The sequence below is a fragment of the Streptomyces sp. NPDC007896 genome (genome assembly GCF_042959425.1).
Taxonomy (GTDB): Bacteria; Actinomycetota; Actinomycetes; order Streptomycetales; family Streptomycetaceae; genus Streptomyces.
Genome location: NZ_JBIBKX010000007.1, coordinates 368,545 through 394,559 on the forward strand (window position 1 = coordinate 368,545; position 26,015 = coordinate 394,559).

The following is a 26,015-nucleotide window of genomic DNA, read 5'->3' on the forward strand; positions in this document are numbered from 1 at the left end:
GAGGGACCCACTCATGAGCAGCACGTCACAGGACAAGCCCCGCAAGCAGGTCCACCTCGCGGCGCACTTCCCCGGCGTCAACAACACCACCGTGTGGAGCGCCCCCGAGGCCGGCAGCCACATCGAGTTCAGCTCCTTCGCCCACTTCGCGCGCACCGCCGAGCGCGCCAAGTTCGACTTCCTGTTCCTCGCCGAAGGACTGCGACTGCGCGAACAGGGCGGCAGGGTCTACGACTTGGACGTCGTCGGCCGCCCCGACACCTTCACGATCCTCACCGCGCTCGCCGCCGTCACCGAACACCTCGGCCTGACCGGCACCATCAACTCCACCTTCAACGAGCCCTACGAGGTGGCCCGCCAGTTCGCCAGCCTCGACCACCTCTCCGACGGCCGCGCCGCCTGGAACGTGGTCACCTCCTGGGACGCCTTCACCGGCGAGAACTTCCGCCGCGGCGGCTTCCTCCCGCAGGAGGAGCGCTACTCCCGGGCCAAGGAGTTCCTGACCACGGCGAACGAGCTCTTCGACTCCTGGCACGGGGACGAGATCGTCGCCGACCAGCAGACCGGCACCTTCCTGCGCGACGCGAAGGCCGGAGCCTTCGTACACCAGGGTCAACACTTCGACATCCAGGGGCAGTTCAACGTCCCGCGCAGCCCGCAGGGACGCCCGGTGATCTTCCAGGCGGGAGACTCCGACGAGGGGCGCGAGTTCGCCGCCTCCAGCGCCGACGCGATCTTCAGCCGGTACGCCACCCTCAAGGAGGGCCAGGCGTTCTACACGGACGTCAAGGGACGCCTCGCCCGCCACGGCCGTACACGCGACCAGCTGCTGATCCTGCCCGCCGCGACCTTCGTCCTCGGCGACACGGACGCCGAGGCGGAGGAGATCTCCCGCGAGGTGCGCCGCCAGCAGGTCAGCGGCGCCACCGCGATCAAGCACCTGGAGTTCGTCTGGAACCGCGACCTGTCCGCGTACGACCCGGACGGCCCCCTGCCCGACATCGACCCGGACCTCGGCGAGCACACCATCGCCCGGGGCCGCGCCCAGGTCCGGATGTACCGCGACCCGCTCGCCACCGCCCGTGAGTGGCGCGAGCTCGCTGCCGCCAACAAGTGGTCCATCCGCGATCTGGTCATCGAGACCGGCAACCGGCAGGCCTTCGTCGGCTCCCCGGCCACCGTCGCCGAGACCATCGACTCCTTCGTGCAGGCCGACGCCAGTGACGGCTTCATCCTCGTCCCGCACATCACCCCCGGCGGCCTCGACACCTTCGCCGACACCGTGGTCCCGCTGCTCCAGGAACGCGGCGTGTACCGCACCGAGTACGAGGGCACGACCCTGCGCGACCACCTCGGCCTCGCGCACCCGGACGACGTGCGCGACGAGCGTGCGGCGTCATGAAATTCCTTGCCATCACCCTGATCGTGCATCGGCCGGACCCGATCACCGGCGTGCAGAAGCCCACTCACGACCGGTTCCGTGAAGTCCTCGACAACGCCCTGCTCGCCGAGGAGCTGGGCTTCGACGGCTTCGGCGTGGGGGAGCGGCACGAGCGGCCGTTCATCTCGTCCTCGCCGCCCGTCGTGCTCAGCCACATCGCCGCGCTCACCAAGCGCATCCGCCTCTTCACGGCCGTGACGACGCTCAGCCTTCTTGACCCGGTACGCGCGTACGAGGACTACGCGACCCTCGACCACCTCTCCGACGGTCGCCTGGACCTGATCATCGGCAAGGGCAACGGGGCCGCCCAGCGCGACCTCTTCGACGTCACCCCCGAGGACCAGTGGGACCGCAACGCCGAGAGCTACGAGGTGTTCCGCAAGATCTGGCGCCAGGACAAGGTGACCGCCCAGACCCGCTTCCGCCCGGAACTCAAGGACGCGCAGGTGTGGCCCCGGCCGTACCAGCAGCCGATCCGGGTCTGGCACGGCAGCGCGACCAGCAAGGAGTCGGTCGACCTGGCCGCCCGCTACGGCGACCCGCTCTTCTCCGCCAACGTCACCAACCCCATGGAGCCCTACGCCGAGTTGATCCGCTACTACCGCGAGCGCTGGGAGCACTACGGCCACGACCCGGCCGACATCGCGGTGGGCGCGGGCACGGCGGGCCTCTACGTGGCCCGTACGTCGCAGGAGGCGCTGGCCGCGTACCGCCCGGTGTTCGAGGGGAACCTGGCCTTCCAGAAGAGCCTGGGCCTGGAGCCGGTCTTCGCGACGCTGGAGGACTTCGTCGAGCGCAGCTCGGCCCTCATCGGCAGCCCCCAGCAGATCATCGACAAGGTGCACCGCTACCACGAGCGGTTCGGGCACACGGTGCTGCATCTGCACGCGGACGCGAGCGGCCTCGGCGACGCCCAGCACCGCGACTCCCTCGAGCGCTTCCAGTCGCAGGTCGCTCCGGTGCTGCGCCGCGAGATCCCCGATCCGCCGTTCCCGTGGGGGCCGGTGCTCGCGACGCCCGAGGCCGAGGCGGAGCCGGTGTCCGAGCCGGTGCCCGCCCCCGCGTCCCTCCCCGCCGACCGCTGAGGAGCCCCGCCCCATGTCCGACATCCCCCTCGGCGTCCTCGACCTCGTCCCCATCTCCTCCGGCTCCACCGCGACCGAGGCCCTGCGCAACTCCATCGACCTGGCCCGGCAGGCGGAGCGATTCGGGTACGCCCGCTACTGGTTCGCCGAGCACCACCTCAACCCGGGAGTCGCCGGCACCTCACCCGCGGTGGTCCTCGCCCTGACCGCCTCCGCCACCTCCACGATCCGGCTCGGCTCGGGCGCCGTACAGCTCGGGCACCGCACCGCGCTCTCCACGGTCGAGGAGTTCGGTCTGATCGACGCCCTGCATCCCGGCCGTCTCGACCTGGGCCTCGGCCGCTCCGGCGGGCGCCCGCCAGGAGAGCCCACCGCCCCGCTGCCGACCGCGACCCCCGTGGTCGACGGCCGCGCCCCGAACGGCCTGCGCATCCCGCCCCGGTTCTCCTTCGAGCACCTGCTCGGCTCGCCCCGCGTCGCCCTTCAGCGCACGCTGCTCCAACAGCCGCACGCCCGGTCGCAGGACTACGGCGAGCAGATCGACGACATTCTCGCCCTGCTCGCGGGGACGTACCGGTCGGCGGACGGCGTCGAGACGCACGTCGTCCCGGGCGAGGGCGCGGAGGTACAGGTGTGGATCCTGGGCAGCAGCGGCGGGCAGAGCGCCACGGTCGCCGGCCGCAACGGGCTGCGGTTCGCGGCGAACTACCACGTCAGTCCGGCCACGGTACTGGAGGCGGCGGAGGGCTACCGCGCCGCCTTCCAGCCGTCCGACGCCCTCGACAAGCCGTACGTCAGCGTGTCCGCGGACGTGGTCGTCGCCGAGGACGACGGGACCGCGCGCGAACTCGCCGCCGGATACGGCCTCTGGGTCCGCAGCATCCGTACCGCTGAGGGCGCCATCGAGTTCCCGACCCCGAAGGAGGCCCGCGCCCACGTGTGGAGCGACCCGGACCGGGCGCTGGTCGCCGATCGCGTCGAGACTCAGTTCGTGGGCTCCCCGGGGCACGTCGCCGACCAGTTGGAACAGCTCCAGGAGGCCACCGGGGCCGACGAGTTGCTGATCACGACCATCACCCACGGCCATGCGGACCGGGTGCGCTCGTACGAGCTGCTGGCCGAGGAGTGGCGACGCAGGTGACGAACGCTCCGCAGAGGTGGGCCGACGGCACGTGACGGCCCACCGACGGGATGCTCGGTGTCAGCCGATGCTCAGGTCGTCGATGTAGCCGCGATAGCCACCTGTGGCGCCCGGACGGTCGTAACCGACGAGGATCTTGCTGATCGCTTGCCCCGCCTTGACCGCGCCGAGGTTCACGGTGAGGTGGTTCCACGCGTCGAGCGTGAGACGGCCGCACTGGTCGGCCGGATGCATGCCGGTGCCGGACTGGTCGGTGGCGCCCGAGTCCCGCAGATCACTGCCGTCGGTGAAGATCAGGTCGACGGCGACGCAGGTGCTGTCGTCGGACCCGGCGGACACCCATGGAGTGGTGGCGTCGGACTGCGGGAAGACCCAGTAGCTCAGCGTCGTGTCGCCGCGGACGGTGAGCGGCGCGCCGTTGAAGCCGTAGACCTGCGTATACGCGTGGTCGTACGACCCGCCGTTGGCGTAGCCCGAGTACATCAGCGAAGCGTCGCCCGTGTGGGCCTGTTCGCCCGTGCGCACGGCAGCCTGAGGGCCCGAGAGACCGCAGCACAGACCCGTGACCCCGTAGTTGCCGCCGCCCTTGGCATCGACGGTGTCGACGGTGTCGGTCCAGGTCGGCTGGGTCTGTCCGGTCTCGAAGCCGGTGGTGAGCGAACCGGTCGTCGAGGCCTTGGCCGGTCGGGCCAGCTCACGGTGGATGGTGGCCAGGCTGGTTCCGGCCGGTGCCAGGTCGATCGTCTCGCCGACGGAGGTGTTCAGCTTGATGGTCGTACCCGAGAGGGTTCCCTTGTGGACGCCGTTGGCGTAGTACTCCATGGTCTTGCCGGGCCAGGGGTTGGTGAAGGTGAGTTTCCCGCCGGACTGGCTGGTGATCCTGACGTATTCGACGGCGTTGTTCCGCATGCTGCTGGAGACCAGGAAGTTGCCGTAGGCGAGCAGGCCGCCGAACTTGGCGTTGGAGTCGGCGGGCCAGTTCGGGAAGACCTTGATGTCGTGCTGGACGGACTGGAGGAGCATCTCGTCGAGCCCCGAGGTGGTGACGTTCAGGTTCTCGACGCCGCCGCCGTAGTGGTGCACCGCCATGTTCGGGTACGAGTACGCGGTGGCCTCGGCGTGCAGTTCCTCCATCAGCGTGCTGGGGTTGTAGCCGGCCATCGCCGCCGCCGCGTACAAGGTGGCCGGGGAGTTGTCGCTGTGCCAGTTGTTCAGCTGCGCGACGGTGTTCCGCGCGGTCTGGAGCAGGTCGGCCGAACTGTTCAGACCGACTTGGAGGCCGGGGTAGACGGCCTGGACGGCGACGTCGTTGCCGTCGCTGACCCAGCCGGAGCCTTCGGAGGTCTGCCGGAAGACGGTCTGGTCGTTTCTCGTCATCGTCGGCAGCGGCGCGAGGTGGCTGTCGATGTGCTGCCACGCGGGGACGAGCGAGTGGTTGATGCCCAGGTCCTTGCTCATGTCGATCAAGCCCTGGAACAGCAGGTGCACCAACCCGAGCGAGAGGATGCTGTTGGTCTGCGGATAGACACCGCCCTCCTGCGGCGCGTCGTTGTGGATGTTGTACGTGCCCGTGGTCGCGTCCCAGGTCAGGTAGTCCTGCCAGAACAGTCCGACCTGTTGGAGGTAGGGAAGGACTTTGCGCGCGTAGGAGGCGCTGCGGGTGTACTCGTACTTCATGACCATGTCGCTGGCCAGGTTCACGGCGTCGGACTTCTGGTTGTACAGGTCGTCGGCTGCGCTGGTGCCGTTGGGCGAGATGCCCACGGGGTAGAGCACGCCCTTGTACCCGGCGGCCGCGGCCTTCGCCCTGCCCCTGGGCATCCAGTCCAGGATCGGGTCGTCGTAGGAGCCCATCTGGGCGACGTGGTTGGTCGACAGCGCCGGGTAGAACGCCGCCTCGTAGTTGTAGTTGGCGTGATAGTCGCCGTACCAGTTCATGTTCCCGGTGGTCCAGTTGCCCCACAGGCCCGGGGCGTACTTCCCGGCGCGCGAGACCGAGCCGAGCAGGTAGAGCGAGCCGTACCAGCTCTTCTCGACGGCCTGGTCGGGGATCTGCACGAACGACCGGGACCAGTAGTTGCGCCACCAGGACTCGTGGGCCGCGTACAGCTTCGCCACTGAGCCGCCGGTCAGCGCGGAGACCGTCGAGTGGGCGACGGACTGGTAGCGGGGCGTGTCATGGCTGCTCTGTATCGCCGCGGCGACGGTGTAGGTCACGCCGGGCTTGAGGGTCAGGCTGATCCGGTTGCCCGACAGCCTCGCGTCTGCGCCTCGCACTTTCGTCGTGATACGAGCCCGGGGGTTGCCCGGAGCGTCGGTGGTGCCGGCCCGCACATCGGTGTCAAGTACGCCGTCTTCGCTCGACGTTAACGGAGTCTTCCCGAGTCCGTCCTGCAGAGTGACGGTGGCGTCCTGGGAACGCGAGCCGGACAGCCGCAGGGTGGTGACGAACAGGTTCTGGGTCGCCGAGACCCAGCTTCTCGACGAGAGCGTCTGGCTCCCGAGCGTATAGGTGCCCTCGACCTGCGCCTGGGCGATGTTCTGTACGACGTGATAGTCGGAGCCCGCCAGCCCCGGTACGGACAGCACGATCCGGCCGAGCGGTTCGATGCCGTTGGTGGCGGTGGAGAAGAAGTCGTTCTTGCCGAGGTAGAAGGTCTGGTCGTCGATGGAGCCGCCGACCGCGACGCCGACGTCGCCGTTGCCCATCAACGGGGCGTCGACGGTCTCGCCGTTCGTCAAGGTGGTGGGCGGGGACTCCCACTCGCCCTGGAACCGCGCCACGGTGCGTAGAGCCTGGGACGGGGTGGGATCGCTGATGGTCGGTACGGCGGCGGCGGACGAGCCGCCTTGGAGGGCTGTCAGGCCGATGGCCACCAGGGCCGAGGCCAGCAGGGCGCTGATGCGTCGCCGGTAACGAAGTGAGGATGCCACTGCGGTGGGACCTTTCTTCTCATCTCTCATCCGGGTCCCGCTCTTCCTGAGCGGGCGGCTCGGAGCGGGCGTTTCAGAGCGGCGAGATACGGCCGCGCGGCTCACCGCACGCCGTGGCCAGGCAGGCCGCGCCGAGCAGTGGGGCCTGATCCGGTTGGTGCGCCGGGGTGATGGCGATGGGTCGGTCGCGGACCGGATCGGCCTCGGTGAGCCCCGCTCGCAGTGGTTCGGCCACGAGATCCCAGGCGCCCGCGATGGCACCCCCGACCACGAGAACCGTCGGTTCGAAGGCTGCGAGCAGCGGCCCCAGTACTCTTCCCAGGGCACTGAACGTCTCGGCGAACACGCTCGCCGCGGCTTGATCCCCGTGCCGTGCTCGCCGGGCGATCTCCCGGACGTCGGGCGGTGATGTGCCGGTGGCCCGTGCGTAGGCTCGCCGCAGGGCACGTCGGGACACCGTCTCCTCGAGCGGCTTGTCCGCGTACCGAACGGCGTGGACCCGGCCTTCGGGCGGGATCCCGGGCCCGTGCCGCAGGATGCGGCCGTCGCGCAGGAAGCAGGAGCCCACACCGGTTCCGAGGGTGATCCCGGCGACCGAGCGGTGCCCACGCGCCGCCCCGGCCCACCACTCGCCGAGCACGAACGCGTCCGCGTCGTTCCAGAAGCTGACCGTGGTGGCGCCGGGCAGCGACGCCGTCAGGGCGGCCCGGAGATCGAACCCTCGCAGGGCGTCGAACTTGCCGACCCCTTCGTACCGCCCGATCCCGCGCTCGTAGTCGAAGGGACCGGGCAGCGCCACAGCCCACCGGCCCGCGCCTCGCGTGGGCAGGCGAGCCGCGCAGCGCACGAGGGCCGACAGGATGTCCTCGGCACTGCCGTCGCCGTCCAGCTGCTCACGGAACGACCGCCCGAACCGTAGGCTGCGGGTCTCGATGTCCACACTGGCCGCGGTCGCATGGGTGCCGCCGACCTCCAGCACCGATACGACGGTTGTGTCGCCGGGTCTCATCGCACCAGCGCCTTGACGTAGCGCACCGGTCCCGCACCGAGGGCCCGCACGCGGTAGGCGCCGACCGAGGCGGGCACGGTCAGTGTCTCGGCGTAGGCCAGTAGGCAACGGTGTCCGCCGCTCGTCTCCAGCAGGATTCCGTCGCCCTCCACGACGTTGATGACGTGGAAGCGGTGGTCCGTGTCGTCGTCCGCGACGGTGTCCGGTGCCAGTTCGAGGCGCCGGACCTCGAAGAACATCTCCGGGAGACGGCCGATGACGTCCTCGCGCCAGCCGTCGCCCGAGCGCAGGGTGCGCGGCTTCTGGACCAGCTCCCTGGCCACGGCTTCCCCCGACCGGTCGGGGTCGAGGTTCTCGAACGCGTGGCCCACGTGGACCGGCCGCCGCTTCCCTTCACCGTCCTTGCGCAGCCAGTCGTAGAAGCGAAGGCTGTACAGGTACGGTGTCGCGCTGATCTCGAGTACGACATTGCCCTCGCCGCTGCCGTGCGGGGTGCCGCCCGGGATGAGGAAGAGCTGGTGCGGGTCGGCGGGGAAGGTCTGGACGTAGCGTTCGATGCCCAACGGCACGTCGTCGTGGACGGCTCGGTCCGCCTCGCGCCGGAAGGCCGCGAGGTCGGCGTCCTGGCGCAGGCCCAGGAAGACCTCACGGCCGGGCCCGCCGAGCATCATGTAGTAGGTCTCGTGCTGGGTGTAGGGCCACCCGAAGACCCGCCGCATGTAGTCCGACTGCGGGTGGCAGTGGACGGACAGGTTGCCGCCGCCGGCGGTGTCGAGGTAGTCGAAGCGGATCGGGAACGAGGTGCCGAATGTCGCGTGCACGCCTTCTCCGAGGATCTCCTCGGGGTGCAGCGCGACCAGCGCCTGTAGCGGGACCTCGACACGCGGGCCGTCGGGCGTGCCGACGAGGATTCCGCTCTCCGGCGCGATGAGCTCGTAGCCCAGGGCGGTGTTGGCCGCCTCGCGGTTGAAGCCGAGCTGTTCCTGGGCCCAATGTCCGCCCCAGGACGTGGTGTTGAAGGTGGGACGGGTGCGGAAGGGACGCCCGGCCAGGTCGGCGAGAGCCTCGCGCAGGGCGGGCCCGTCCAGCCAGGCCGGAGTCTCCGGCTCCTGGGCGTCCAGCCACAGGTCGACGTCGGTGACGAGGGTGTCGCGGTGCCGGTCCAGGACGGGCCAGTCGATGTAGAACAGTCGGCGTGTCGTGCCCGCTCCGGTACCGGCCGGCTGCCCCAGGTTGTAGCCCCTTCCGCCGGTGATCCGGGCCTCGGCGTAGCGTTTGGGCAGGTCCGCGTACCAGAGCAGGTCGTACGACACCAGGGCCGCCCCCGGCCCGAAGACGACGGTGACGGTGTCGCCGGCGGCCTGGGGCTCCGGCAGTTGTGTGAAGAAGTCGGCGAGGCCGGCCCGGGACAACGGGGCGAAGTCAGGGTCGTCCTCCAGCACCGCGGACGCGGTGAGGGCGAGGATGTCCTGCCAGGGGGCGGAGTGCTCGCGCATGTCGATCTGCTTGGCCGTGATGTCGCGGGCGGCCAGCGCGTCGCGGATGCCGGCGGTGACCGCCTCCCAGTCGACGGCCAGCGGGCCGTCGACGGCGAGGACCAGCCCGGGAGTGAGCCGGGCGACCGCCTCTCGGTACCCGACGCCGACCTCTCCTGTGATGCTGTGGCAGGGTTCGGCTTCGTAGTCACGAACTGCCGGCATGACGATGTCAGCCTTTCTGTGGGTCTTTCTGTGGGTCTTTCTCCGAGTGCGGCTCAGGTCGCTCAGGCGACCGGGCCGAGATGCGTGAGCGTTCCGACGCCCTCGACGCAGGAGGTGGCGGGCAGCCCGGCGGTCCCGCCGGTCGCGAACGTCGGGTTGATGTCGAACAGGGCCGAGAGCACCGCCTCGGCTCCGGCCGCGCCCGCGATGCAGTCGCGCGTGGCCACACCGCGCTCGGCCACCCGGGCCCGGGGCCGCCCGTCCGGGCCGGTGACGATCTCCATGGCCTGGCCCCACAGCCCGCCCGAGGCGGCGGAGGAGAGGTTGCGCAGGAGTGCGATCGCCCGGTCGCGGTGGCCGAGGCGCGCCAGGCCGTGGGCGGTGACGCCGGGCCAGGCGGCGAAGGCGCCGGCCGCGCCGTGGTCGGGGCGGTCGGAGGCGGCGGCGATCGGATCGTCGGGACTGAGCGCCCGCATCCAACCGCCCACCAGCAGACGGCCGGTGACGAAGTCGGCCATCTCCCGTCGTATCTCGTCCGGGAGTTCGCGGTGGAGGGCTGCCGCGACCAGACCGAAGTCCAGGCAGTGCCCGATCGTGTCGGTCCCGTCCGGGCGGCGCACCTGCCAGTGGCCCGCTCCGGCGTACAAGTCCAGGAGTGCGTCGGCCAGTTGACCGGCCTCGGCTTCGGTCCGGTCGGCATCCTCATAGCGGCCGAGCCGCCGGTACAGCCCGGCCAGCGAGCGCGTCGAGGAGACATAGGCGCCGTTGAAGGAGGCGACGACACCGGTGTAGGTGGGCACGCACTCCAGCAGCTGCCACGGATCGTCGCCGAAGTCGGCGAGCACGCCCCCGGTGGCCGGGTTCCGCCTCTCGCGCCACCCCAGCCCGAGCCGCTCCAGGTGGGCGAGGACGGTCGCCCCGCCGGTTGCCTCGCCGGTCGCCCCGCCGGTCGCCCCGCCGGTCGCCCCGCGAGTCGTCTCATCGAGGAAGGCGAGGTCGCCGGTGACGCAGACGTAGTGCTCGATCAGCCGGAACAGGGCGTAGTCATTGGCGCTGTAGGCATTGCCCAGGGGCCCGCCGCCGAGGTTCTCGACACCGAAGGAGTCACGGTAGGGCCCGGCCAGGACCCGCAGCAGCCAGGAGCGCAGCCCGGCGGGCTCCAGCAGGGCGTACAGACGGCTCCACTCGCAGTGGTCCCAGAAGTAGGTGGTGGTCGGCCCGAGCCGGGGACCCCCGGTGAGGAACACCGGCTCGCCGGGCCGGATACGGGTGTTGCGCTGGTACAGCGCCTGCAGGGCCCCCATGTAGTAGGTGCGGGCGAGCCCGGCGTCCTGCGTGGTGAAGGTCGGCAGGTGCCCGGAGAAGTCGGGGTTGCCAGGGGTGAACATGCTGGCCCACAGCCGCCGCCAGCCGTCCTCCCCGGCACGCATCGTCGCCTCGAAGTCCTCGGCGGCGGTACGGGCCTGTGCCGAGACGGCGTCGGCCTCGGTTCCGTACGCGCAGACGATCCCGATGGCCACGCTCCGGCCGGGCTCGATCCGGCAGGTCCACGTCGCCCGGCCGCCGGCGCCTACGGTCCGGAGCTCGCCGGGCGGCCCGGCGAAGGCGTAGACGGCACGCGCCGGCGATCGGGAGTCCGCGAAGGCGACCGTGCCGCCCTCGATGCGGGACACCCAGCGGCGCGACTCGGTCCAGTGCCGGGTACGGGCGATCTCTGAGCCCTCGACGCGCAGGACGACATGGTCGGCTTCGACGTCCACGCGGACGTGATGCCAGTCCCCGACGGCGAGTTCGACGTCGGTGAACTCCCGCTCCCCTGTGATGCCGAGCCACAGACGGCCGTCGTCGACACCGATCTGCAGCGAGTCGGGGTGGTTGCCGTGAGTGAGAACCGTCCCGGACCGCCCCGCCGTGTCGAGCCGTAGCTCGAAACCGATCGTCAGGCCGGGGGAGAGCGCGAAGGGATCCAGATTCGTCTCGCCGTCGGGCGTCAACGTGATCGCCTCGTCGGCCCGAAGGATCACGCCGTCATCGGCCCCCTCCACCCGAAGCCCGCGCACGACCCCGGCCACGCCGACCCGCGGCTCCGGCTCCTTGTCGTGGCTGACGTGCGCCGGAAGCGCGTCGTCCAGGAGCATCGGACCGTGTTCCTCGTCGCGCTGGATCCCCGGAACACGGGGCTTGCCCAGCCTCAGCCGCCGTGGTGCCGGTGAGAGCAGGTAGTGCTGCTCGCCGCCGCCCGTGGTGGCCCGGATGCGCTCCAGCGCCATGAAGTCGTGGTGCTGGCCGTGGTTCCACGGCCCCTCGTACAGCCAGCCGTAGCCGACCTCGGAGTGGGCGGCCATCGCGAAGAGGTCCTGGGCCAGCTCGACCGTTCGGGCCTCGCTGCTCTCGTTGGTGACCGTGATCCGCCACAGGAGCAGATCCCGGGACAGCGCCATCCGGGTGTCGGTGGTCAGCAGCAGCCCGCCTTGGCGGTGCTCGCGCAGCACGCCCCACGGCTTCCACAGGAAGCGCCGCGCTGCCGGGATCACGCCGTCCACATGCAACTCACCGGTGTGGTAGCCGAAGGTGAACGGCGGGGCTGCCAGCCAGGACAGGGAGCTCAGGTCGTGGTTGACGTGGGCCTGCCCCTGCTGGTTGCGCAGTGAGGGCAGGTGCGCGATCTCGTCCAGGCCGACCCAGTGCCCGGCGACATCCGCCAGGTCCGGGACGCCGGTCCTGCCGATGTCCACGGCCTGGGCGGCGGTGTTCGTGGTCACTTGGTGGCTCCCGAGGTCAGTCCGGCGATGAACTGCTTCTGCAGCGTGAGGTAGCCGGCGACGGGAATGACCGCCGCCAGGAGCATCACGCCGAACAACTGGGCGTAGTCGGTGGAGAACTGACCGACCGACAGGTAGAGCCCGGTGGTGATCGTCTGGCCGTGCAGCGGGCCGAGGATGAACTGCGGATTCATGAAGTCGTTCCAGATCCACAGCGACAGGAAGATCGCGACGGTCGCGGTGGCCGGGCGCAGCAGCGGCATGACGATCGTCCGCCAGACCCGCAGGCTCCCGGCGCCGTCCACGGTCGCGGCCTCGATGATCTCGCCGGGGATCGACCGCAGGAAGCCGGAGTAGACGAACACCGCGAACGACAGATAGCCGCCGCCGACGTTGGCCAGGACCAGCCCCGGATAGGTGTGGTCCAGGTGCAGGAAGGTCAGGATGCGGATGGTGGGCAGCAGCAGTACCGCGGGCGGGATCATCAGGCCGGCGGCGAAGCCCGCCAGGACGATCCCGCGCAGCCGGGCCGAGCGGCGGGACAGCCAGAAGCTGAGGGCCGCGCCCAGCGGGATGATCAGCAGTACCGAGGCGACGACGGTGACCGCGGAGTTGGTCAGCCCGATCTGGACGATCCGGTCGGGCCGGGCGAGAGCGTCCGTCAGGTTGTGCGTGGTCGGGGGAGCGGGGGGAGCCGCCGGATCGCGGATGATCTGGTCCTGCGTCTTGAAGGCGTTGACGATCGTGAGATAGACGGGGCTGACGAAGGCCAGCGTGAGCAGTCCGGCTGCCACGAGGTGTCCCCGAGTGCCCCAGGCGCGGCGGTTCCTGCGCGGCGCCGGTACGGCCCGCGGTGTTGCTTTTCGCCTCTGGGCCATGGGCCGTTGCGATGTCGATGTGCTCACAGGTCCACCTCCCGGCGGCGCAGCAGGGCCGTCACGGACAGCGCCATGACGATGGAGACGACGAGAAGGAGCATCGCGACGGCCGAGGCGTAGCCGTAGCGGTCGTCCGTGAAGGCGAGCTGGATGATGTAAAGAGCGGTGGACTGCGTGGAGTTGGCCGGGCCGCCGGAGGTGAGCACCGCGATGATGTCGTAGAGCTTCAGCATCGTGATCAGCGAGATGGTGACGCTGATGGTGGTACCCGGGGCCAGCATCGGGAATGTGATCCGCCGGAACCGCTGCCACCGGCCGGCTCCGTCGACCATCGCGGCCTGGTACAGCTCGCCGGGGATCGACTGCAGCGCGGCCAGGTGTACGACGGTGGTGAACCCCGTCAGCACCCAGGCCGCGACGAGCCCGACGGACAGGACGGCCAGGTGCGGACTGCCCAGCCAGGTGATCGGCCGGTCGATGATCCCCAGCGAGATCAGGACGTTGTCGAGGATGCCGTCCCGGGCCAGGATGTAGCGCCAGACGTAGCCGACGATGACCCCGGACAGCACCTGCGGCAGAAACGCGACGGTACGCATCATCCGGAAGCTCAGCGACGTCTTGTTGAGCAGCATCGCGAACCCGATGCCGGCGGCATTGGCGACGATCGTCACCGCGCCGGCCAGCAGGAGTGTGAAGCCGAGACTTCCGGCCAGGGCGCTGTCGTGCGCCATCTCCTTGTAGTTGGAGAGGCCGACGAAGTCGGCCCGCGCCAGCAGCGGGTTCTCGTTCGTGAGGCTCTTCCAGGCGCTCATGATCACGGGAACGACGATGAACAGGACGTACAGGCCCAGCGCGACGAGCGCGATCGCGCCCAGGGCGGGGTCGCCACGGCGTGGGCGGACTCGGGTGGTCATGACTTTGGTGGTCACGGCTCGGGTGGTCACGGCTCGGGTGGTCATGGCTCTTCCCTCGGAGGAGATCTGCGGCGCCGGAGCCGATACGGCCGGGCCGATGAGGTGGCCTACTTGGTCGCCGAGTCCCAGGCGGCGTCCAGCTTGGCCAGCTGCCCGTCGACGTCGTTCGACGAGAACAGCGCCTGACTGGCCGCGTAGAAGGCGTTGTTGAGCCCGGAGGGCATGGAGTCGTCGTTGGTCGCCCAGCCGAACGCCGAGACCTTCGTGTTCCGCTGGGTGACGTAGGAGTAGGAGTCCTTGAAGACCTTGGTGACGTTGACGCCGTAGTCGTCCAGGGTCTTGCCCTTGAGCATCGGGAACGCGCCGTCCCCCTCGATCAGGGCCTTGTAGTTGGCCGGGTCCAGCGACCAGGCCTCGGCGAACGCGGTCGCCTTGGCCGGGGCTGCCGTCTTGGCGCTGATGGCCATGGAGCCGCCCACCGCGAACGGCACCACGAGCGACCCGCCCTCGGTAGGGGTGAGGAAGGCACCGAAATCGTCGGCCCGGTCCTTGGGCACCGAACCGAGGAACCAGCTGCCCATCATGTACATCGCGGCCTTGCCGGACGTGAAGTGCGTGATCGAGTCGGCGTACTTGACGCCCAGGGCGCCGTCCTCGAAGTAGCCGTTCTTCACCATCGTCCGGTACTTGGTCACCGCCGCCTTGACGTTGGCGTCGGTGAAACGGACCTTGCCCGCGTAGCGTTCCTTGAGCCAGTTCGGGTCCTTGCCCAGCACGTCCGCGGACAGGATGCCGACCAGCGGCATCGACGCCGAGAACGGATCGCCGCCGCCCAGCTCGACCGGGGTGATACCGGCGGCCTTCAGCTTGGCGCACACGGCCATGAACTCGGGCCATGTCTTCGGGGGCGCGGTGATGTGGGCCTTGGCGAACAGCTTCTTGTCGTAGAAAACCTCGGGGATGATCTGCGAGTTGGTCGGCGGGATGTAGACCTTGCCCTTGTAGGCGTTGCCCATGGGCAGCAGGAAGTTGGCGTTCACCCACTTCTGGTCGTAGGGCTTGAGCAGCCCGGCCGTCGCGAACGTCGACGGGGTGATCGACTGGAGCAGATCCGGGAACTGCCCGGAGGCCTGCAACTGCTTGGCGTACGCGTCCCGGTCCGTGCTCGGCGCGACGATCTTCTTCACCGTGACGTCCGGGACCTTCTTCTCGGCGCCCGCGATCGAGGTGTCCCAGAACGTCGCGGTCAGGCTGGGGGTCTCGAAGGTGAGATAGGTCAGGGTGCTGCCACCCTTCCCGCTTCCGGTCGACGCGGCAGAGCATCCGGTGAGGGCGAGCCCCGCGGCGAGGCAGACAACGGTCAGACGTTTGCGCCGCATGGAAGTCTCCTGGAGGGACGATGTGGCCCGATGGATGGGGGCGGACCGGACAGGATCGACGCCGTGTCATCCTTCGAGATAACGTTATCGCGAGGATAAGTGCGCGTTGCGGGAATGTGTCAAGGGCCGGTCTGATATCGGTCCACTGTTTCGACGAGGAGCTACCGGATGACGCGAGCACGGCGTGAGTACGAGGGACGGCCCAAGCGCCCGACGATGGTCGACGTCGCGCGCGAGGCCGGGGTGGCGCTGCGCACCGTCTCACGGGTGGTCAACAACGACCCCACGGTGGGGTCGGAGTACGTCACCAAGGTCGAGGCCGCGATCGCCGCGCTGAACTACCGTCCCGACGATCGGGCCCGGCAACTGCGCACCGGCGTCACCGGAATCATCGGCGCCGCCGTCCGCCGTATCGCCGAGGTCAACCCCGAACTGGCGGCCATCGAACGCACCGCCCGCGACTCGGGGCTGACCCTCCTGGCCGCGTCCACGGACTTCGACGAGACCAGGGAACGCGACATCGTGATCTCCATGTGCAGGCAGCGCCTCGACGGCATCATCGTCGAACCGTTCGGCGAGAACCACGCCTACCTCCAGCCCGAGCTGGACGCGGGCATGCCGTTGGTGGCCATGGACCGCCCGATGAGCGGGATCTCCGTGGACTGCGTCATGTCCGACAACGCCTCCGGCGTCGGCATGGCCTTCCACCACCTCCACCAGCACGGCCACCGTCGCATCGCCTACATCGGCGACAGTGAACGCGTCTTCTCCGGCCGGGAGCGCGCCGCGGCCTTCCGCGCGGCCCTGGGCGCCCACGGCGAAGCCGTCGAAGGCCTGGTGTACCCCGGCGAGATCACCACCGAGCGCGTGGCCGCGGCGCTCGACACGGCGCTGCGCGGCCCGGATCCGGCAACCGCCCTGGTCACCGGCAACATGGACACCACACTCGCGGTCCTACGACACCTCGGCCCGCAGACGGCCTCCCGCCTGGCCCTCGTCGGCTTCGACGAAGTCCCCCTGTCCGACCTCCTGCAACCCGCCCTCACCGTCATCGCCCAGCAGACCTCGGAGATCGGCCAGACGGCCGTCGAACTGCTCCGTGCCCGCATCGCCGACCCCGGCCGCCCGGTGCAGACCGTGATCGTCCCGGTCACCTTGAAGGTCCGCGGCTCCGGCGAGGTACGCGCCTGACGTCCAGGGCTACGGCGCCGTCGAGGCCTCTTGACGCACGCGGACGGGCACCGGGATCGTGTGCGATAACGTTATTCGAAACGAGTCGGTGAGTGGCCGCGACGGGGGCTTTCGGAGTCTTCGAGGACGAGGTGGGGTTCTTGAAGGCCGGATGCTGCTGGGGCTGAGGGGCACGTGATGAAGCCCCGGTCGGCGCCGCGGCGCGATGCCGCATCCTCAGAAGGTGCTCGGGCCGGCGGTCTCTCGGCCCGAGCACCGTTGCTGTGCTGTCCTCGCTCAGGCCCCGTCGGCGGGGATGTCGAAGTCCGCTTCCTCGGGCAGCACCTCCATGTCGATGTCTTTCCGTCCGAGGAGCGCCGCCAGCGCCAGGCCGCGCTCCGGCGGCCAGAACTCGGGCTTCCCGCCGGGGACGGGGTCGTCCCCGGCCTCCAGGAACAGCGCCTCGCCTCCGCCGGGAGTGTAGAAGGCCACCATGTGGGTCTCATCGTCGGTGATGTTCCGGAACCGGTGCCGTGTGCCCTTGGGCACGAAGACGAAGTCACCGGCGTTCGCCACGAAGGTCTGATCGCCGTTCAGGAATTCCAGCGCACCCGAGATGAGGTAGAAGGCCTCGTCAGCGCTCTTGTGCACATGCGCTACCGGGCCGTTGCCCGGGGGCACCCAGCAGTCTATGAACCCCAATGCGCCGTTGGTGGACTCGGTCGTCGCCTTGACTTCGTAGACGTCGCCGGACATCCACTTGACCACGCCCTTCCCGGCGGGGACGTGCAAGACGCACGGACGGTAGTAGTCCGGCGTCTCCACGTCGTTGTTCGGCGGTGCAGAACTCATGTCGTTTCCTTAGAAGGTGATGGATATCGTTGCGCCAGGCGGGCCGCCGCCTGGAGATCTGGTGTACGGCGCCGCGGCACATCTCGCTGTCGAGCTGCGCGCAAGCGGCCGCCAGAGCCGCGTGCCACCGAAGACCGGCCTCAGGGTGTGGCCCGCTCTTCGGTGAGAGGCGCTAGGTCCTGTCGTCAAATTTCCCGTCTGCCCCACGAATTTGACGACAGGACCTAGGTTGTCGGCCCCGCGGCGGACCGACCACGAAGCTCCCTCGCGCCTGCGACGGGCAGGTTCGGCCCCGGACGCGCCGCACGCTCGCGGTCACGTTCGCGCTCTTCGACGTCGCCTCTGCGTGGGAGGTCAGCGCACGCCGAGTTGCCGTGCCTGCCGGGTGGCGGTGCGGATGCCGTCGGTGAAGGGTGCGCCGTGACCGGGCAGCAACAGGTCTGCCGTCAGTTCGTCGAGGCGGTCGAGGGCGGTGAGCGCGGCCCGGCTGTCGTGGGTGAAGCAGCGGCTCACGATCGCAGGTCCGATGTGGCCCGACAGTCCGTCCTCGGTGACCAGGGCGTCGCCGGTGAAGAGCAGTCCGCGGTCGGCGAAGAGGTACGCGGCGCTGCCGGGTGTGTGGCCGGGCAGTACGACGGCCTGCGGGGCGCCGGGGACATCTTCCAGCACCTGGTCGGCGTCGAAGACCCGCGCATTCTGGACGGCGGGAGCGGTGAAGGCTCCCGCGCGGGCCAGTTGGAAGGGGAGGGCGAGCGAGGAGGGCCGGCGCAGCAGATAGGGGAGCATCGAACGCTCGGGCTTGGCATGGCGGGTCGCGCTCCGCGGGCCGTCGTAGAGGATGGCGGCGTCCCGCTCGTGGATCCAGATGACGGCTCCGGCCTCCTGGAGGGTGTGGGCCAGGCCGGTGTGGTCGAGGTGGCCATGGGTCAGGAGAACGGCACGGACATCGGCCACGGAACGGCCGAGGCCGGCCAGCAGCCCGCGCAACTGCTCCAGATGGGCGGGCACCCCCGAGTCGATCAGGATGAGACCGTCGGGGCCCTCGATCAGGTAGAAGTTGATGCCGTGATCGCCGAGGCGGTGGACGCCGGGTGCCACCTGCGTGGGCGCGGGACGGGACATACGGGCCTCCTGCAACCGAGCAGAATTCGATACAGTCGACTGTAGCAAATTTGGAGGGTGTGCCGATGGCAAGCGAGACACCACGCCGGCCCTACAACTCCGAGCGCCGGCGCGAGGCCGCGCACCGCAACCGCGTCGCGGTGCTGGCGGCATGCCGTGAGCTGCTCTTCCAGGACGGCTACCACGCCACGACCGTGCGTGCCGTGGCCGAGCGGGCGGGCGTCTCCGCCGAAACGGTGTACAAGACGTTCGGCGGCAAACCGGGCATGGTCAAGGACCTGTGGGACATCACGCTGGCCGGAGACGACGAGCCGGTGCCCATGGCGGATCGTCCCCAGACGCGAGAGATCCTGCGGACGAGGGACCCGGACGCCAAACTCCGGCTCTACGCCGCATACGTGCGCGGAATCCATGAACGGATCGCCGCGCTGTTCACCCTGCTGACTCAGGCCGGGCCGGACGTCGGGGAGATCCTGGAGACCAGTGAGCGCGAGCGGCTCACCGGCGTCACCGCGTTCGTCACCCACCTCGCCGAGGCCGGTGCGCTGGGCCCGGAAGCGGATCCGGCCCACCTGGCGGACGCCCTGTGGGCCCTGGCCGGCCCACAGCTGTACACCCAGCTCACAGCAGGACGGGGCTGGTCGACCGACACGTACGAGGACTGGCTGGCCGCCACGCTCACCGCCACGCTCCTGCCCCCTTCGCCCCGGAAGCGTTAGGCGCCCACCGCACCCGCCGGGGTGGGGGTGAGTTCGGTGCCGGCAGGGCAGCAGTCGATCGGGGCGGGTTCGAGTTGGTCGTCGTCGGTGAAGGCGATGTCGGCCGGCGGGCCGCGCCGTAACAACGACCAGCGGACCAGCGGACCAGCCGACCGGAAGCCCTCTGACGCATTCAAGTCAATCACCCAAGAGCGCAGTTGTGCGATGGCGAGCCGGTCGTGCTCGCGGTGGCGGCGCGGCCGGCAGATGAGCCGAGACGCTTCTCCCTGCTCGCGTCAGCACATGGCGGCGATCGACCGGCGACGCCGGGACCTTCCGCGTACCCGTACCACAGGCGCGTGCCCATGCCGGTCCCGGGCGCGGGTACGCGGCGGTCTCATCAAGAACCCCGCCTCGTCCTCGAAGAAGACGATTCCCCGCTGCTCCCCGCTCGATCCGGTGCGGTTGTGGTGCGGTCCTGCCGGTGTGCGCCTGTCTCTGGACAGGCCGTACGGAACGGAAGGGCGTGTCCGCAGGTGCCTCAAAGATGTTGCTTCGCTGCTCTGACGAGTCGGCCGATGTCGTCACGGGTCTGTACTCGGCGCTCGTCGAGCCGGCTTCTGGTCTCCGTCTTGGCCAGTGCCGTGACGTCGGCGAGTACGGCCTCTGCGGCCTGACTCAAGGTCTCGTCGTCCGTGAGCATCTGGACACGGAACAGGGCCTCTTGCGCGCTGGAGCGCAGATCGTACGCGCGGATCCGGACGGCGTCCGGATCTTCGGGTGGCGGTTGTTCGTGCTCGCAGAACCACAGGTGTACCAGGCAGCGGCGGTAGTTGATCAGCGTGCCGGCGTAGGCGGAGTAGGCGTCGAGTCGTTCTTGCCGGAGCTTCTCGCGGCGGGCGAACCGGTGGCTTCTGTCGGTGGTGCGTTGCTGAAACGCCAATGTGATACCCGAGCCGAGCAGGGTTCCGAGGACGGCTATGGCACTGGCGATGATGGTCTCCACGGCCCAAGCTGATCACGTGTCGTGCATCCGGGTGAGACGCATGGCCAACTCGACCGTCACCAACACGCTTTCCAACTGTGTTGGTGGGGTGGTGGGCTGAGTGTGTGGGGGCGCACCCCCGGGTACATGGGCGACTCACCCCCGGGGTGGGATCCGATCCCGTCTCGGCTGACCGTCGGTGAACCGGGCTGAACGAGACGGAAAGTGAGACGGGCGCGGCGGCCGGTGTCAGTGGCCGCGCCTAGTCTCCGCCCATGAGCATGATCGGTGAGTACCTGCGTGTCACGCCTGCTGAGCTCGATCGAGCGATCCAAGACCCGGACTGGGCTCTGGACTTCGTCGAAGAGGTCCAGGACGCCGAGGAGGAGTCGGAGCCTGCGCCGGCCGATGCACGCCACTTCAGTACGTACAAGGCCTGGGACATGCTCCGCTTTCTGCTGGTGCGCGCCGAGTTCCCGGTCAACGTGATCCACGGGGAGGAGCCGTTTGCCGATGATGAGGACTGGGGGTACGGACCTCCCAGGTATCTGCGGCCCGAGCGGGCACATCTTGCGGCGCGAGCTCTTCGCACCACCACGTACGACCAACTCATCGCCGGCGTGGATACTGCCGACCTGACCAGGGCTGAGGTGTATCCCCTGGGGTGGGATGAGCCTGGAGCGCTTGAGTGGGGGCGCTACTGGTACGACGGCCTGACGGAGTTCTTCGAGGCCGCCGCCGCAGCGGATGACGCATTGCTCGTCTGGCTCGACTGACGGGGCACGCACCGACGGGACGCTTGGCTTGGGAAGCTCCGGATGTCTACGGGCGGTTGCTGCGCTGACCTGCGGCGGAGCGGAGGCAGAGCTTGCCTGGCCGTCGACATGGTCCCCGCCATTCTCCCGTGGTTCCCCGCACGATCTGGCACGACTCTGGCACGACCTCTTCGTCCCGGACTATCAGCGGCAAGGTCATTGCAGCGTAGGACCTTGATCGTTCGGCTATACGCGGCCGTTGGCGCCCACCTTCGGTCTCGATGATTGCTGTACTTCGCTGCTGTACCGCAACTGGCCAAGGCCTCTACTGCCTGCATCGGCCCACTGTCCGACCCCGGTGAGGGCGCGGCGCTCGCGCTGGAGCGGGCTTTGAGGTCTGGCCTCATCCCTATCAGGTCGACCACGGGGTATCGGCGGCATCGGACGACGGCCCACAATCGTCGGCCCACGGCCGACTGGGTCGCCTACTCGGACTGGTCCGTGCGCCGTTTATCCAGGATCGCTTGCCGCTCTACTGGACTGAAGTCCTGCCCGCGCCCGCGGGCGCAAGTGGTCGCCAGTCTGCGACCCCAGGTAGCGCTCCGCGCGAAGCCTGCGGAGTGATGCACGTCTCTGGATACACAGCCCACTGTGTCATGTGCTTGGCCTAGGTCCCACGGCCAGTCGACCAAGTCGAAAGGGGCGATTGGCTTCGTTCGCTTCATGCGACAGCGTTTGTTCATCAGTTTGGGCAGCACATGGTGATCTTGAGTGCTGCAGATGCTCACGAGAAATGATGTCACCGCGGGCAGTGCCGCCGGAGTACGACAGAGCAGACCGCGCTCTTGATCATTGGCCGCTAGACTCCCGGGGTTCGGATGGTGTCAGTGGACCGGAAGGCCAAGCCATGGACGATGACCGCTGGGACCGGTGGCCGGAGCCGTGGGTGGGCACGGACTGCGACATGCGGACGGTCGTGGGTGCGATCCCGCGGGAGGTCAAGGACGGGTTCAAATACGACCAGATCCCATGGGAGCGGTTCCCGCATTGTTACGGTCCGGGCGAGGAGATTCCCGGTTTCCTCGCAATACTCGCCTCCGGAGACGCTGACGCCGCCCGGCGGGCGTTGGGGAACCTATGGGAGTACCTGCACCACCAGGGCAACGGGATCGCGGTGGGAGCACTGGCGGTCCCATTCCTACTCCGGATCGCGGCCGCCGGGTCCCCCGAGCTCCGCGCGGAGACTCTCCAGCTGGTCGCCGAGATCGCACGGTGCCAGCACTTCGGGGACGGAAGACGCGAAGGTCTCCTCCAGGTCGCCGAGGATCCAGAGGTGGCGGAGGGCACCACAATGTGTCCGGTGGACTGGACAATTCAGGCCGCTCGCTCTGCGATCACCGCAGATCTGCACCTCCTGCTCTCCCTTCTTCCCAACCCCGATCCCGAGGTCCGCTCCGCCACGGCCTTCGTCCTGGCGACGGCGACCGGCGAGATGGCGCGCATCTCGTCTGCCCTCGACAGCCGGCTGGCCGTGGAAGATGATCCGACGGTCCGGGTGAGCCTGATTCTGGCGATCGCCCAACTCGCCCGCGAAGACCACAACGAGTCCGTTCCCGCATGGACCCGGGCCCTGTGGTCGGACGCCGCCCAACCGCTCGAGACTCGCGTCGGCGCCGCCCTCGCCTGGCTGTGCCTGGTCGACGACCCCGTCCCTGACGAACTCCGCACCCTCCTCACCGATCCCGGCACCGACCAACTCGGCGAGCTGTTCCAGCAGGTGCCCTGGCTCCCTCCGGTCGACTACTACGGCAACGCACTGCGCAGCTGCATCGACGAAATGCTCACGCCGGATGTCCCTGGGAAGGACGCGTGCTCGCCCTGGGCCTAGATGATCTATTTCAAGGGGTCAGTGATCGTAGGCGATCAGTGAGCGTAGGACGGTTTGTCCGGTGGCGTCGTTGTGCCAGATCGCGGCGGTCAGCGCGAGGATGCGTTGCATGACGCGGGCTATGACACCTCCGGGTGTGCGCCCTCGGTGCCGTTCGAGGTCAAGCTGTCCCTTGAAGGTCTCGTTGATCGATTCGATGCCCTGTCGCAGCGGCTTGAACAGGGCTGCGCCAGGCCGTTCCCGTTCACCTTTACGGGCAGGCCGCAGCAACTGGACTCCGTGCTCGGACAGTTCGCGTTCGAAACCACGGCCGAAGTAGTTCTTGTCGCCGATGAGAGTCCGTCGGGGCGCTCTCGCAGACGCTCGCATTCGGCTGCCAGGAGGTGAAGGAGGGTCTCGCGTTCGTCGGCTTTGGCCCCGGTCAGGGCGAAGGCGATGGGCAGGCCCTGAAGGGTGCAGACCAGGTGCAGGCGCAGGCCCCAGAAGAAGCGGCTGTGGCTGGCGCAGTAGCCGTATTCGGCCCAACCTGCCAGGTCGGAGCGTTTGACGGTCTCGCGGGAGCGGCCGCATTCCACCGGGGTGGAGTCCACGACCCATACGTCGTCGCTCCACACCGAGGTGGTGGTGGCCAGGATCCGGTTGACGCTTCGCATCAGACCGGCGGCCTTGCGCAGCCGCTTGTTGCAGCCGGGCTGCTGGGGCAGGTAGGGGAAGAGGTGGCGCAGGTGGGCACGGGCATGGCGGAGCCATTTGGCCTCGGAGGTGTAGCCGAGTATGGCCTGCAACGTGGCGAGGGTGACCAGTTCGGCATCGCTCAGGCGGGGCGTAATGCCGACCGGCGGGCGCCACGGCGCCAGGTCGGGATGCTCCTTCAGCATGTCGTCGGTCGTCGCATAGAGTGCTGTCGCGAGGGTGTCCACGTCGTTCGTCACAAAACGATCTTGGACACCCTCGTTCTCGTCTCCGCAGGCACCCCTTGGACCACACCACCAGGAGGAACCGGTGTCATACCCGCAACTGCTCACCCCCGAGGAGAAGCTCGCCGACGCGAAGAAGCTGTTGAGCCTCCCGCGTATCGTCGTGATCTGCGGCTCCACCCGCTTCATGACCGAGATGAACGAGGCCGATCTGCGGGAGACCAAAGCCGGAAAGATTGTCGTCAAACCGGGCTGTGACATGAAGTCGCCGCACGAACTTTGGTCCGATCCTGTCGAGGCCGAGGCGCTGAAGGTTCGACTCGACGATCTGCACCGGGCGAAGATCCGGCTCGCTGATGAGGTGCTCGTAGTCGGCGACTACATCGGAAACAGCACCCGAGCCGAAATCGCCTACGCCCGGTCGCTGGGCATGCCCGTGCGGTTCACGCACCCCGAAGTCGACCCTGACGCCTGACCGCCCGCTGCCACCTCGACAACCAGGGCCGGCAGCCCGCCGCCTGACCGTCTCGCGGTGGCTTCGGCCGCCGCCCACCCCACACCCTCCGCAGGCATCCCTTGGAATTGATCATCTAGGGAGGGGATCATCGACGTTCGAGCCTTCCACGGTCAGCCGACCTTGGCAGGTTTTTCGGCTCGGGCGCGGGTGCTGGCGAGCCGATAGGAGTCAGTGCCGGTCTCGATGATGGTGCCGTTGAAGGTGAGGCGGTCGACGATGGCCGCGCAAAGCCGGGGGTCGGTGAAGGTCTTGGTCCAGCCGCCGAAGGACTCGTTTGAGGCGATGGCGACGCTGTTCTTTTCCTCGCGTTCGGTCAGGACCTGGAAGAGGAGTTAGGCGCCGTGGCGGTCGAGTTCCATGTAGCCGAGTTCGTCGATGCAGAGCAGGTCGACGCGTCCGTAGCGGGCGATCGTCTTGTTCAGCTGCTTCTCGTCGACGGCCTCGACCAGCTCGTTGACCAGCTTCGTTGCGAGTGTGTAGCGGACGCGGTAGCCCTTCATCGCGGCTTCGGTGCCCAGGGCAATGAGCATGTGGGATTTGCCGGTGCCGGAGTCGCCGATCAGGCAGAGCGGCTGCCCCTTCTTGATCCACTCGCAGCTGGCGAGGGTGTGGACGGTCGCGGGGTCGACGTTCGGGTTCGCGTCGAAGTCGAACGTCCGCAGGGACTTCTCCCGGGGGAAGTTCGCCGCCTTGATCCGCCTCTCCGAGCGGCGGCGGGCCCGGTCGTCGCACTCGGCCATCAGCAGCTCGGCGAGGAAGCCGCGGTAGGTCAGCTGGCCCTTGATCGCCCGGTCGGCGATGTCGGGGTCCTGCACTACAGCGGTGCAGGCGCGTTCCATCTGCGGAGTTGAGTATCCGCTGTTCCCCGTGGCTCCCCGCACGACCTGGCACGCGTCTGGCACGGGTCAGGGTGCCTACGGGTCACGTTAGTCTCCGATCATGGCTTTGCGACCTGATGAGTTCTACGACCACGCACGTGCGGCCGCGGATGGTGAGCTTCGACTTCCGTTGGCACGGATGACCAGCTGGGACATAAGTCCGTTCGAGCCTGGTGGACTTCGCGTCGCGCCGTTGCGCCCGCCCGTTCTGCCCGAGCCAAAACGGCACGGTGAGGACCCGGCGAACTGCGACGTGTGCCGCGCCCGAGACGAAGGAATCTGGTTCAACGAACGATGGCGACTGGCCCGGGTCATAGGCGTCGGTGTGCCTCTGGTACTGATGCTGTACTCCCGAGACCACTACGACATGGCGGATCTGTCCGACGAAATGGCCGCCGAACTCGGGGTGCTCACCACTCACATCGTCCGCCATGTGCAGGCACTACCGCATATCTCCCGAGCCCACGTCTACCGGATCGGGGACGGAGCTGCACACTTGCACATCTGGTTCTTCGCCCGGCCCGAGGGCCAGGCCCAGCTTTATGGGTCGTGGATGCCCGTCTGGGACGACCTTCTGCCGGAGTACCCGGCGGACGTAGCCGACGCAGACGCGGGGGACGTCGCTGACGCGTTGGTCACCTCGTACGGAGGCCGACGCTCGGCTACCGACGAACAGATGCACGTCTGAGGCTTCACGATTTCATTAGCCGGTCAATGACCGAGTCAAGGCGACGGGCGCCGGCCGACACTAGGGACGGCGCCCGTTCGAAGCCAAGACTTTTTGCTCTGTCCTCATCCTTATCAAGTCGATCACGGGAGCTCTGCGGCCTCGCTTAACCCGCGCCGGGCTCCTGCTGCCGAGTTGCTGAGGTGCGGCGTTGACCGACGCGGATCGCGCTTGTTGGTGTCAGCCGCTGATGTCAGGTGAAGCATCGAGCTTGACGCCCCGCTGTAAGAACGGTCCGGGAGTTCTCCGGTCGTGACGCTGGA

General features: G+C 68.7%; 20 protein-coding genes and 2 pseudogenes. 9 read left to right on the forward strand and 13 right to left on the reverse strand.

Going from position 1 to position 26,015, the window contains the following annotated elements; all coding sequences use genetic code 11:
* The first annotated feature begins 13 nt into the window (after window positions 1–13).
* The 3 genes from ACFZDJ_RS24445 to ACFZDJ_RS24455 are packed head-to-tail and all read left to right on the forward strand — an operon-like array spanning window position 14 to window position 3,667.
* Window positions 14–1,402 carry an NtaA/DmoA family FMN-dependent monooxygenase gene (locus ACFZDJ_RS24445; RefSeq protein WP_391061415.1) on the forward strand — a complete coding sequence of 463 codons (1,389 nt, stop codon included), beginning with the start codon at window positions 14–16 and terminating at the stop codon, window positions 1,400–1,402.
* The gene (locus ACFZDJ_RS24450; RefSeq protein WP_390929503.1) at window positions 1,399–2,526 is read left to right on the forward strand and encodes an LLM class flavin-dependent oxidoreductase; all 1,128 of its coding nucleotides are present in this window, start codon (window positions 1,399–1,401) and stop codon (window positions 2,524–2,526) included. Before ACFZDJ_RS24445 ends, ACFZDJ_RS24450 begins: the two co-directional genes overlap by 4 nt.
* A gap of 13 nt (window positions 2,527–2,539) precedes the next feature.
* The gene (locus ACFZDJ_RS24455; RefSeq protein ID WP_391061418.1) at window positions 2,540–3,667 is read left to right on the forward strand and encodes an LLM class flavin-dependent oxidoreductase; all 1,128 of its coding nucleotides are present in this window, start codon (window positions 2,540–2,542) and stop codon (window positions 3,665–3,667) included.
* Between the two features lie 60 nt (window positions 3,668–3,727).
* Here ACFZDJ_RS24455 and ACFZDJ_RS24460 read toward each other — a convergent pair whose 3' ends face one another.
* The 7 genes from ACFZDJ_RS24460 to ACFZDJ_RS24490 form a co-directional block, all read right to left on the reverse strand.
* Window positions 3,728–6,601: a hypothetical protein gene (locus ACFZDJ_RS24460; protein ID WP_391061421.1), complete on the reverse strand. Its 2,874-nt coding sequence runs from the start codon at window positions 6,599–6,601 to the stop codon at window positions 3,728–3,730.
* 73 nt (window positions 6,602–6,674) lie between these two features.
* A complete protein-coding gene (locus ACFZDJ_RS24465) occupies window positions 6,675–7,610 on the reverse strand; it encodes an ROK family protein (protein ID WP_391061424.1) in 936 nt (311 codons plus the stop codon).
* Entirely contained in the window at window positions 7,607–9,310 is a 1,704-nt protein-coding gene (locus ACFZDJ_RS24470; protein ID WP_391061427.1) for a class I mannose-6-phosphate isomerase, read from the reverse strand. Before ACFZDJ_RS24470 ends, ACFZDJ_RS24465 begins: the two co-directional genes overlap by 4 nt.
* A gap of 62 nt (window positions 9,311–9,372) precedes the next feature.
* Window positions 9,373–12,072, reverse strand: a complete 2,700-nt coding sequence (locus tag ACFZDJ_RS24475; protein ID WP_391061430.1) for a hypothetical protein — start codon at window positions 12,070–12,072, stop codon at window positions 9,373–9,375.
* Window positions 12,069–12,866 carry an ABC transporter permease subunit gene (locus ACFZDJ_RS24480; protein ID WP_390929492.1) on the reverse strand — a complete coding sequence of 266 codons (798 nt, stop codon included), beginning with the start codon at window positions 12,864–12,866 and terminating at the stop codon, window positions 12,069–12,071. Before ACFZDJ_RS24480 ends, ACFZDJ_RS24475 begins: the two co-directional genes overlap by 4 nt.
* A gap of 107 nt (window positions 12,867–12,973) precedes the next feature.
* Window positions 12,974–13,909 carry an ABC transporter permease subunit gene (locus tag ACFZDJ_RS24485; RefSeq protein WP_391061433.1) on the reverse strand — a complete coding sequence of 312 codons (936 nt, stop codon included), beginning with the start codon at window positions 13,907–13,909 and terminating at the stop codon, window positions 12,974–12,976.
* A gap of 62 nt (window positions 13,910–13,971) precedes the next feature.
* Window positions 13,972–15,243: an extracellular solute-binding protein gene (locus ACFZDJ_RS24490; RefSeq protein ID WP_391061436.1), complete on the reverse strand. Its 1,272-nt coding sequence runs from the start codon at window positions 15,241–15,243 to the stop codon at window positions 13,972–13,974.
* 168 nt (window positions 15,244–15,411) lie between these two features.
* Between ACFZDJ_RS24490 and ACFZDJ_RS24495 the strand changes: the two genes are divergently transcribed.
* Window positions 15,412–16,434 carry a substrate-binding domain-containing protein gene (locus ACFZDJ_RS24495; protein WP_391061439.1) on the forward strand — a complete coding sequence of 341 codons (1,023 nt, stop codon included), beginning with the start codon at window positions 15,412–15,414 and terminating at the stop codon, window positions 16,432–16,434.
* 276 nt (window positions 16,435–16,710) lie between these two features.
* On the opposite strand, the gene ACFZDJ_RS24500 is transcribed toward ACFZDJ_RS24495, so the two are convergent.
* The gene (locus ACFZDJ_RS24500; RefSeq protein ID WP_391061443.1) at window positions 16,711–17,265 is read right to left on the reverse strand and encodes a cupin domain-containing protein; all 555 of its coding nucleotides are present in this window, start codon (window positions 17,263–17,265) and stop codon (window positions 16,711–16,713) included.
* Between the two features lie 354 nt (window positions 17,266–17,619).
* Window positions 17,620–18,387, reverse strand: coding sequence for an MBL fold metallo-hydrolase (locus ACFZDJ_RS24505; protein ID WP_391061445.1), 768 nt, complete (start codon window positions 18,385–18,387; stop codon window positions 17,620–17,622).
* A gap of 65 nt (window positions 18,388–18,452) precedes the next feature.
* On the opposite strand from ACFZDJ_RS24505, the gene ACFZDJ_RS24510 reads away from it, so the two are divergent.
* Entirely contained in the window at window positions 18,453–19,106 is a 654-nt protein-coding gene (locus ACFZDJ_RS24510; protein ID WP_390929482.1) for a TetR family transcriptional regulator, read from the forward strand.
* On the opposite strand, the gene ACFZDJ_RS24515 is transcribed toward ACFZDJ_RS24510, so the two are convergent.
* Both ACFZDJ_RS24515 and ACFZDJ_RS24520 read right to left on the reverse strand, forming a co-directional pair.
* On the reverse strand, window positions 19,103–19,282 hold the full coding sequence (locus tag ACFZDJ_RS24515; RefSeq protein ID WP_390929481.1) for a hypothetical protein: 180 nt from the start codon (window positions 19,280–19,282) through the stop codon (window positions 19,103–19,105). The two genes, ACFZDJ_RS24510 and ACFZDJ_RS24515, sit on opposite strands and share 4 nt — an antisense overlap.
* Before the next feature lie 344 nt (window positions 19,283–19,626).
* A complete protein-coding gene (locus ACFZDJ_RS24520) occupies window positions 19,627–20,091 on the reverse strand; it encodes a hypothetical protein (protein WP_391061448.1) in 465 nt (154 codons plus the stop codon).
* Between the two features lie 254 nt (window positions 20,092–20,345).
* Here ACFZDJ_RS24520 and ACFZDJ_RS24525 point away from each other — a divergent pair, with 254 nt between their 5' ends.
* Together ACFZDJ_RS24525 and ACFZDJ_RS24530 are read left to right on the forward strand one after the other, a co-directional pair.
* Window positions 20,346–20,846 (forward strand): DUF1877 family protein, encoded by a 501-nt coding sequence (locus tag ACFZDJ_RS24525; protein ID WP_391061451.1) that lies wholly within the window; start codon window positions 20,346–20,348, stop codon window positions 20,844–20,846.
* Window positions 20,847–21,732: 886 nt separating this feature from the next.
* Window positions 21,733–22,713: a hypothetical protein gene (locus tag ACFZDJ_RS24530; RefSeq protein ID WP_391061454.1), complete on the forward strand. Its 981-nt coding sequence runs from the start codon at window positions 21,733–21,735 to the stop codon at window positions 22,711–22,713.
* 18 nt (window positions 22,714–22,731) lie between these two features.
* On the opposite strand, the pseudogene ACFZDJ_RS24535 reads toward ACFZDJ_RS24530, so the two are convergent.
* Window positions 22,732–23,645, reverse strand: a pseudogene (locus tag ACFZDJ_RS24535) (IS982 family transposase).
* Window positions 23,646–23,715: 70 nt separating this feature from the next.
* Here ACFZDJ_RS24535 and ACFZDJ_RS24540 point away from each other — a divergent pair.
* Window positions 23,716–24,105: a hypothetical protein gene (locus tag ACFZDJ_RS24540; RefSeq protein WP_391061458.1), complete on the forward strand. Its 390-nt coding sequence runs from the start codon at window positions 23,716–23,718 to the stop codon at window positions 24,103–24,105.
* 152 nt (window positions 24,106–24,257) lie between these two features.
* On the opposite strand, the pseudogene istB reads toward ACFZDJ_RS24540, so the two are convergent.
* A pseudogene (gene istB, locus ACFZDJ_RS24545) lies at window positions 24,258–24,986 on the reverse strand (IS21-like element helper ATPase IstB).
* Window positions 24,987–25,350: 364 nt separating this feature from the next.
* Between istB and ACFZDJ_RS24550 the strand changes: the two are divergent.
* Window positions 25,351–25,713 carry a hypothetical protein gene (locus ACFZDJ_RS24550; protein ID WP_391061460.1) on the forward strand — a complete coding sequence of 121 codons (363 nt, stop codon included), beginning with the start codon at window positions 25,351–25,353 and terminating at the stop codon, window positions 25,711–25,713.
* Window positions 25,714–26,015: the final 302 nt, after the last annotated feature.

Excerpts from the sequence above, each read along its gene's own strand:
- ACFZDJ_RS24530 (WP_391061454.1), top strand. The coding sequence starts at position 21,733 with ATGGACGATGACCGCTGGGACCGGTGGCCGGAGCCGTGGGTGGGCACG.
- ACFZDJ_RS24485 (WP_391061433.1), bottom strand. The coding sequence starts at position 13,909 with ATGACCACCCGAGCCGTGACCACCCGAGCCGTGACCACCAAAGTCATG.
- ACFZDJ_RS24450 (WP_390929503.1), top strand. The coding sequence starts at position 1,399 with ATGAAATTCCTTGCCATCACCCTGATCGTGCATCGGCCGGACCCGATC.
- ACFZDJ_RS24465 (WP_391061424.1), bottom strand. The coding sequence starts at position 7,610 with ATGAGACCCGGCGACACAACCGTCGTATCGGTGCTGGAGGTCGGCGGC.
- ACFZDJ_RS24455 (WP_391061418.1), top strand. The coding sequence starts at position 2,540 with ATGTCCGACATCCCCCTCGGCGTCCTCGACCTCGTCCCCATCTCCTCC.
- ACFZDJ_RS24525 (WP_391061451.1), top strand. The coding sequence starts at position 20,346 with ATGAGCATGATCGGTGAGTACCTGCGTGTCACGCCTGCTGAGCTCGAT.
- ACFZDJ_RS24490 (WP_391061436.1), bottom strand. The coding sequence starts at position 15,243 with ATGCGGCGCAAACGTCTGACCGTTGTCTGCCTCGCCGCGGGGCTCGCC.
- ACFZDJ_RS24500 (WP_391061443.1), bottom strand. The coding sequence starts at position 17,265 with ATGAGTTCTGCACCGCCGAACAACGACGTGGAGACGCCGGACTACTAC.
- ACFZDJ_RS24445 (WP_391061415.1), top strand. The coding sequence starts at position 14 with ATGAGCAGCACGTCACAGGACAAGCCCCGCAAGCAGGTCCACCTCGCG.
- ACFZDJ_RS24470 (WP_391061427.1), bottom strand. The coding sequence starts at position 9,310 with ATGCCGGCAGTTCGTGACTACGAAGCCGAACCCTGCCACAGCATCACA.
- ACFZDJ_RS24510 (WP_390929482.1), top strand. The coding sequence starts at position 18,453 with ATGGCAAGCGAGACACCACGCCGGCCCTACAACTCCGAGCGCCGGCGC.
- ACFZDJ_RS24495 (WP_391061439.1), top strand. The coding sequence starts at position 15,412 with ATGACGCGAGCACGGCGTGAGTACGAGGGACGGCCCAAGCGCCCGACG.
- ACFZDJ_RS24505 (WP_391061445.1), bottom strand. The coding sequence starts at position 18,387 with ATGTCCCGTCCCGCGCCCACGCAGGTGGCACCCGGCGTCCACCGCCTC.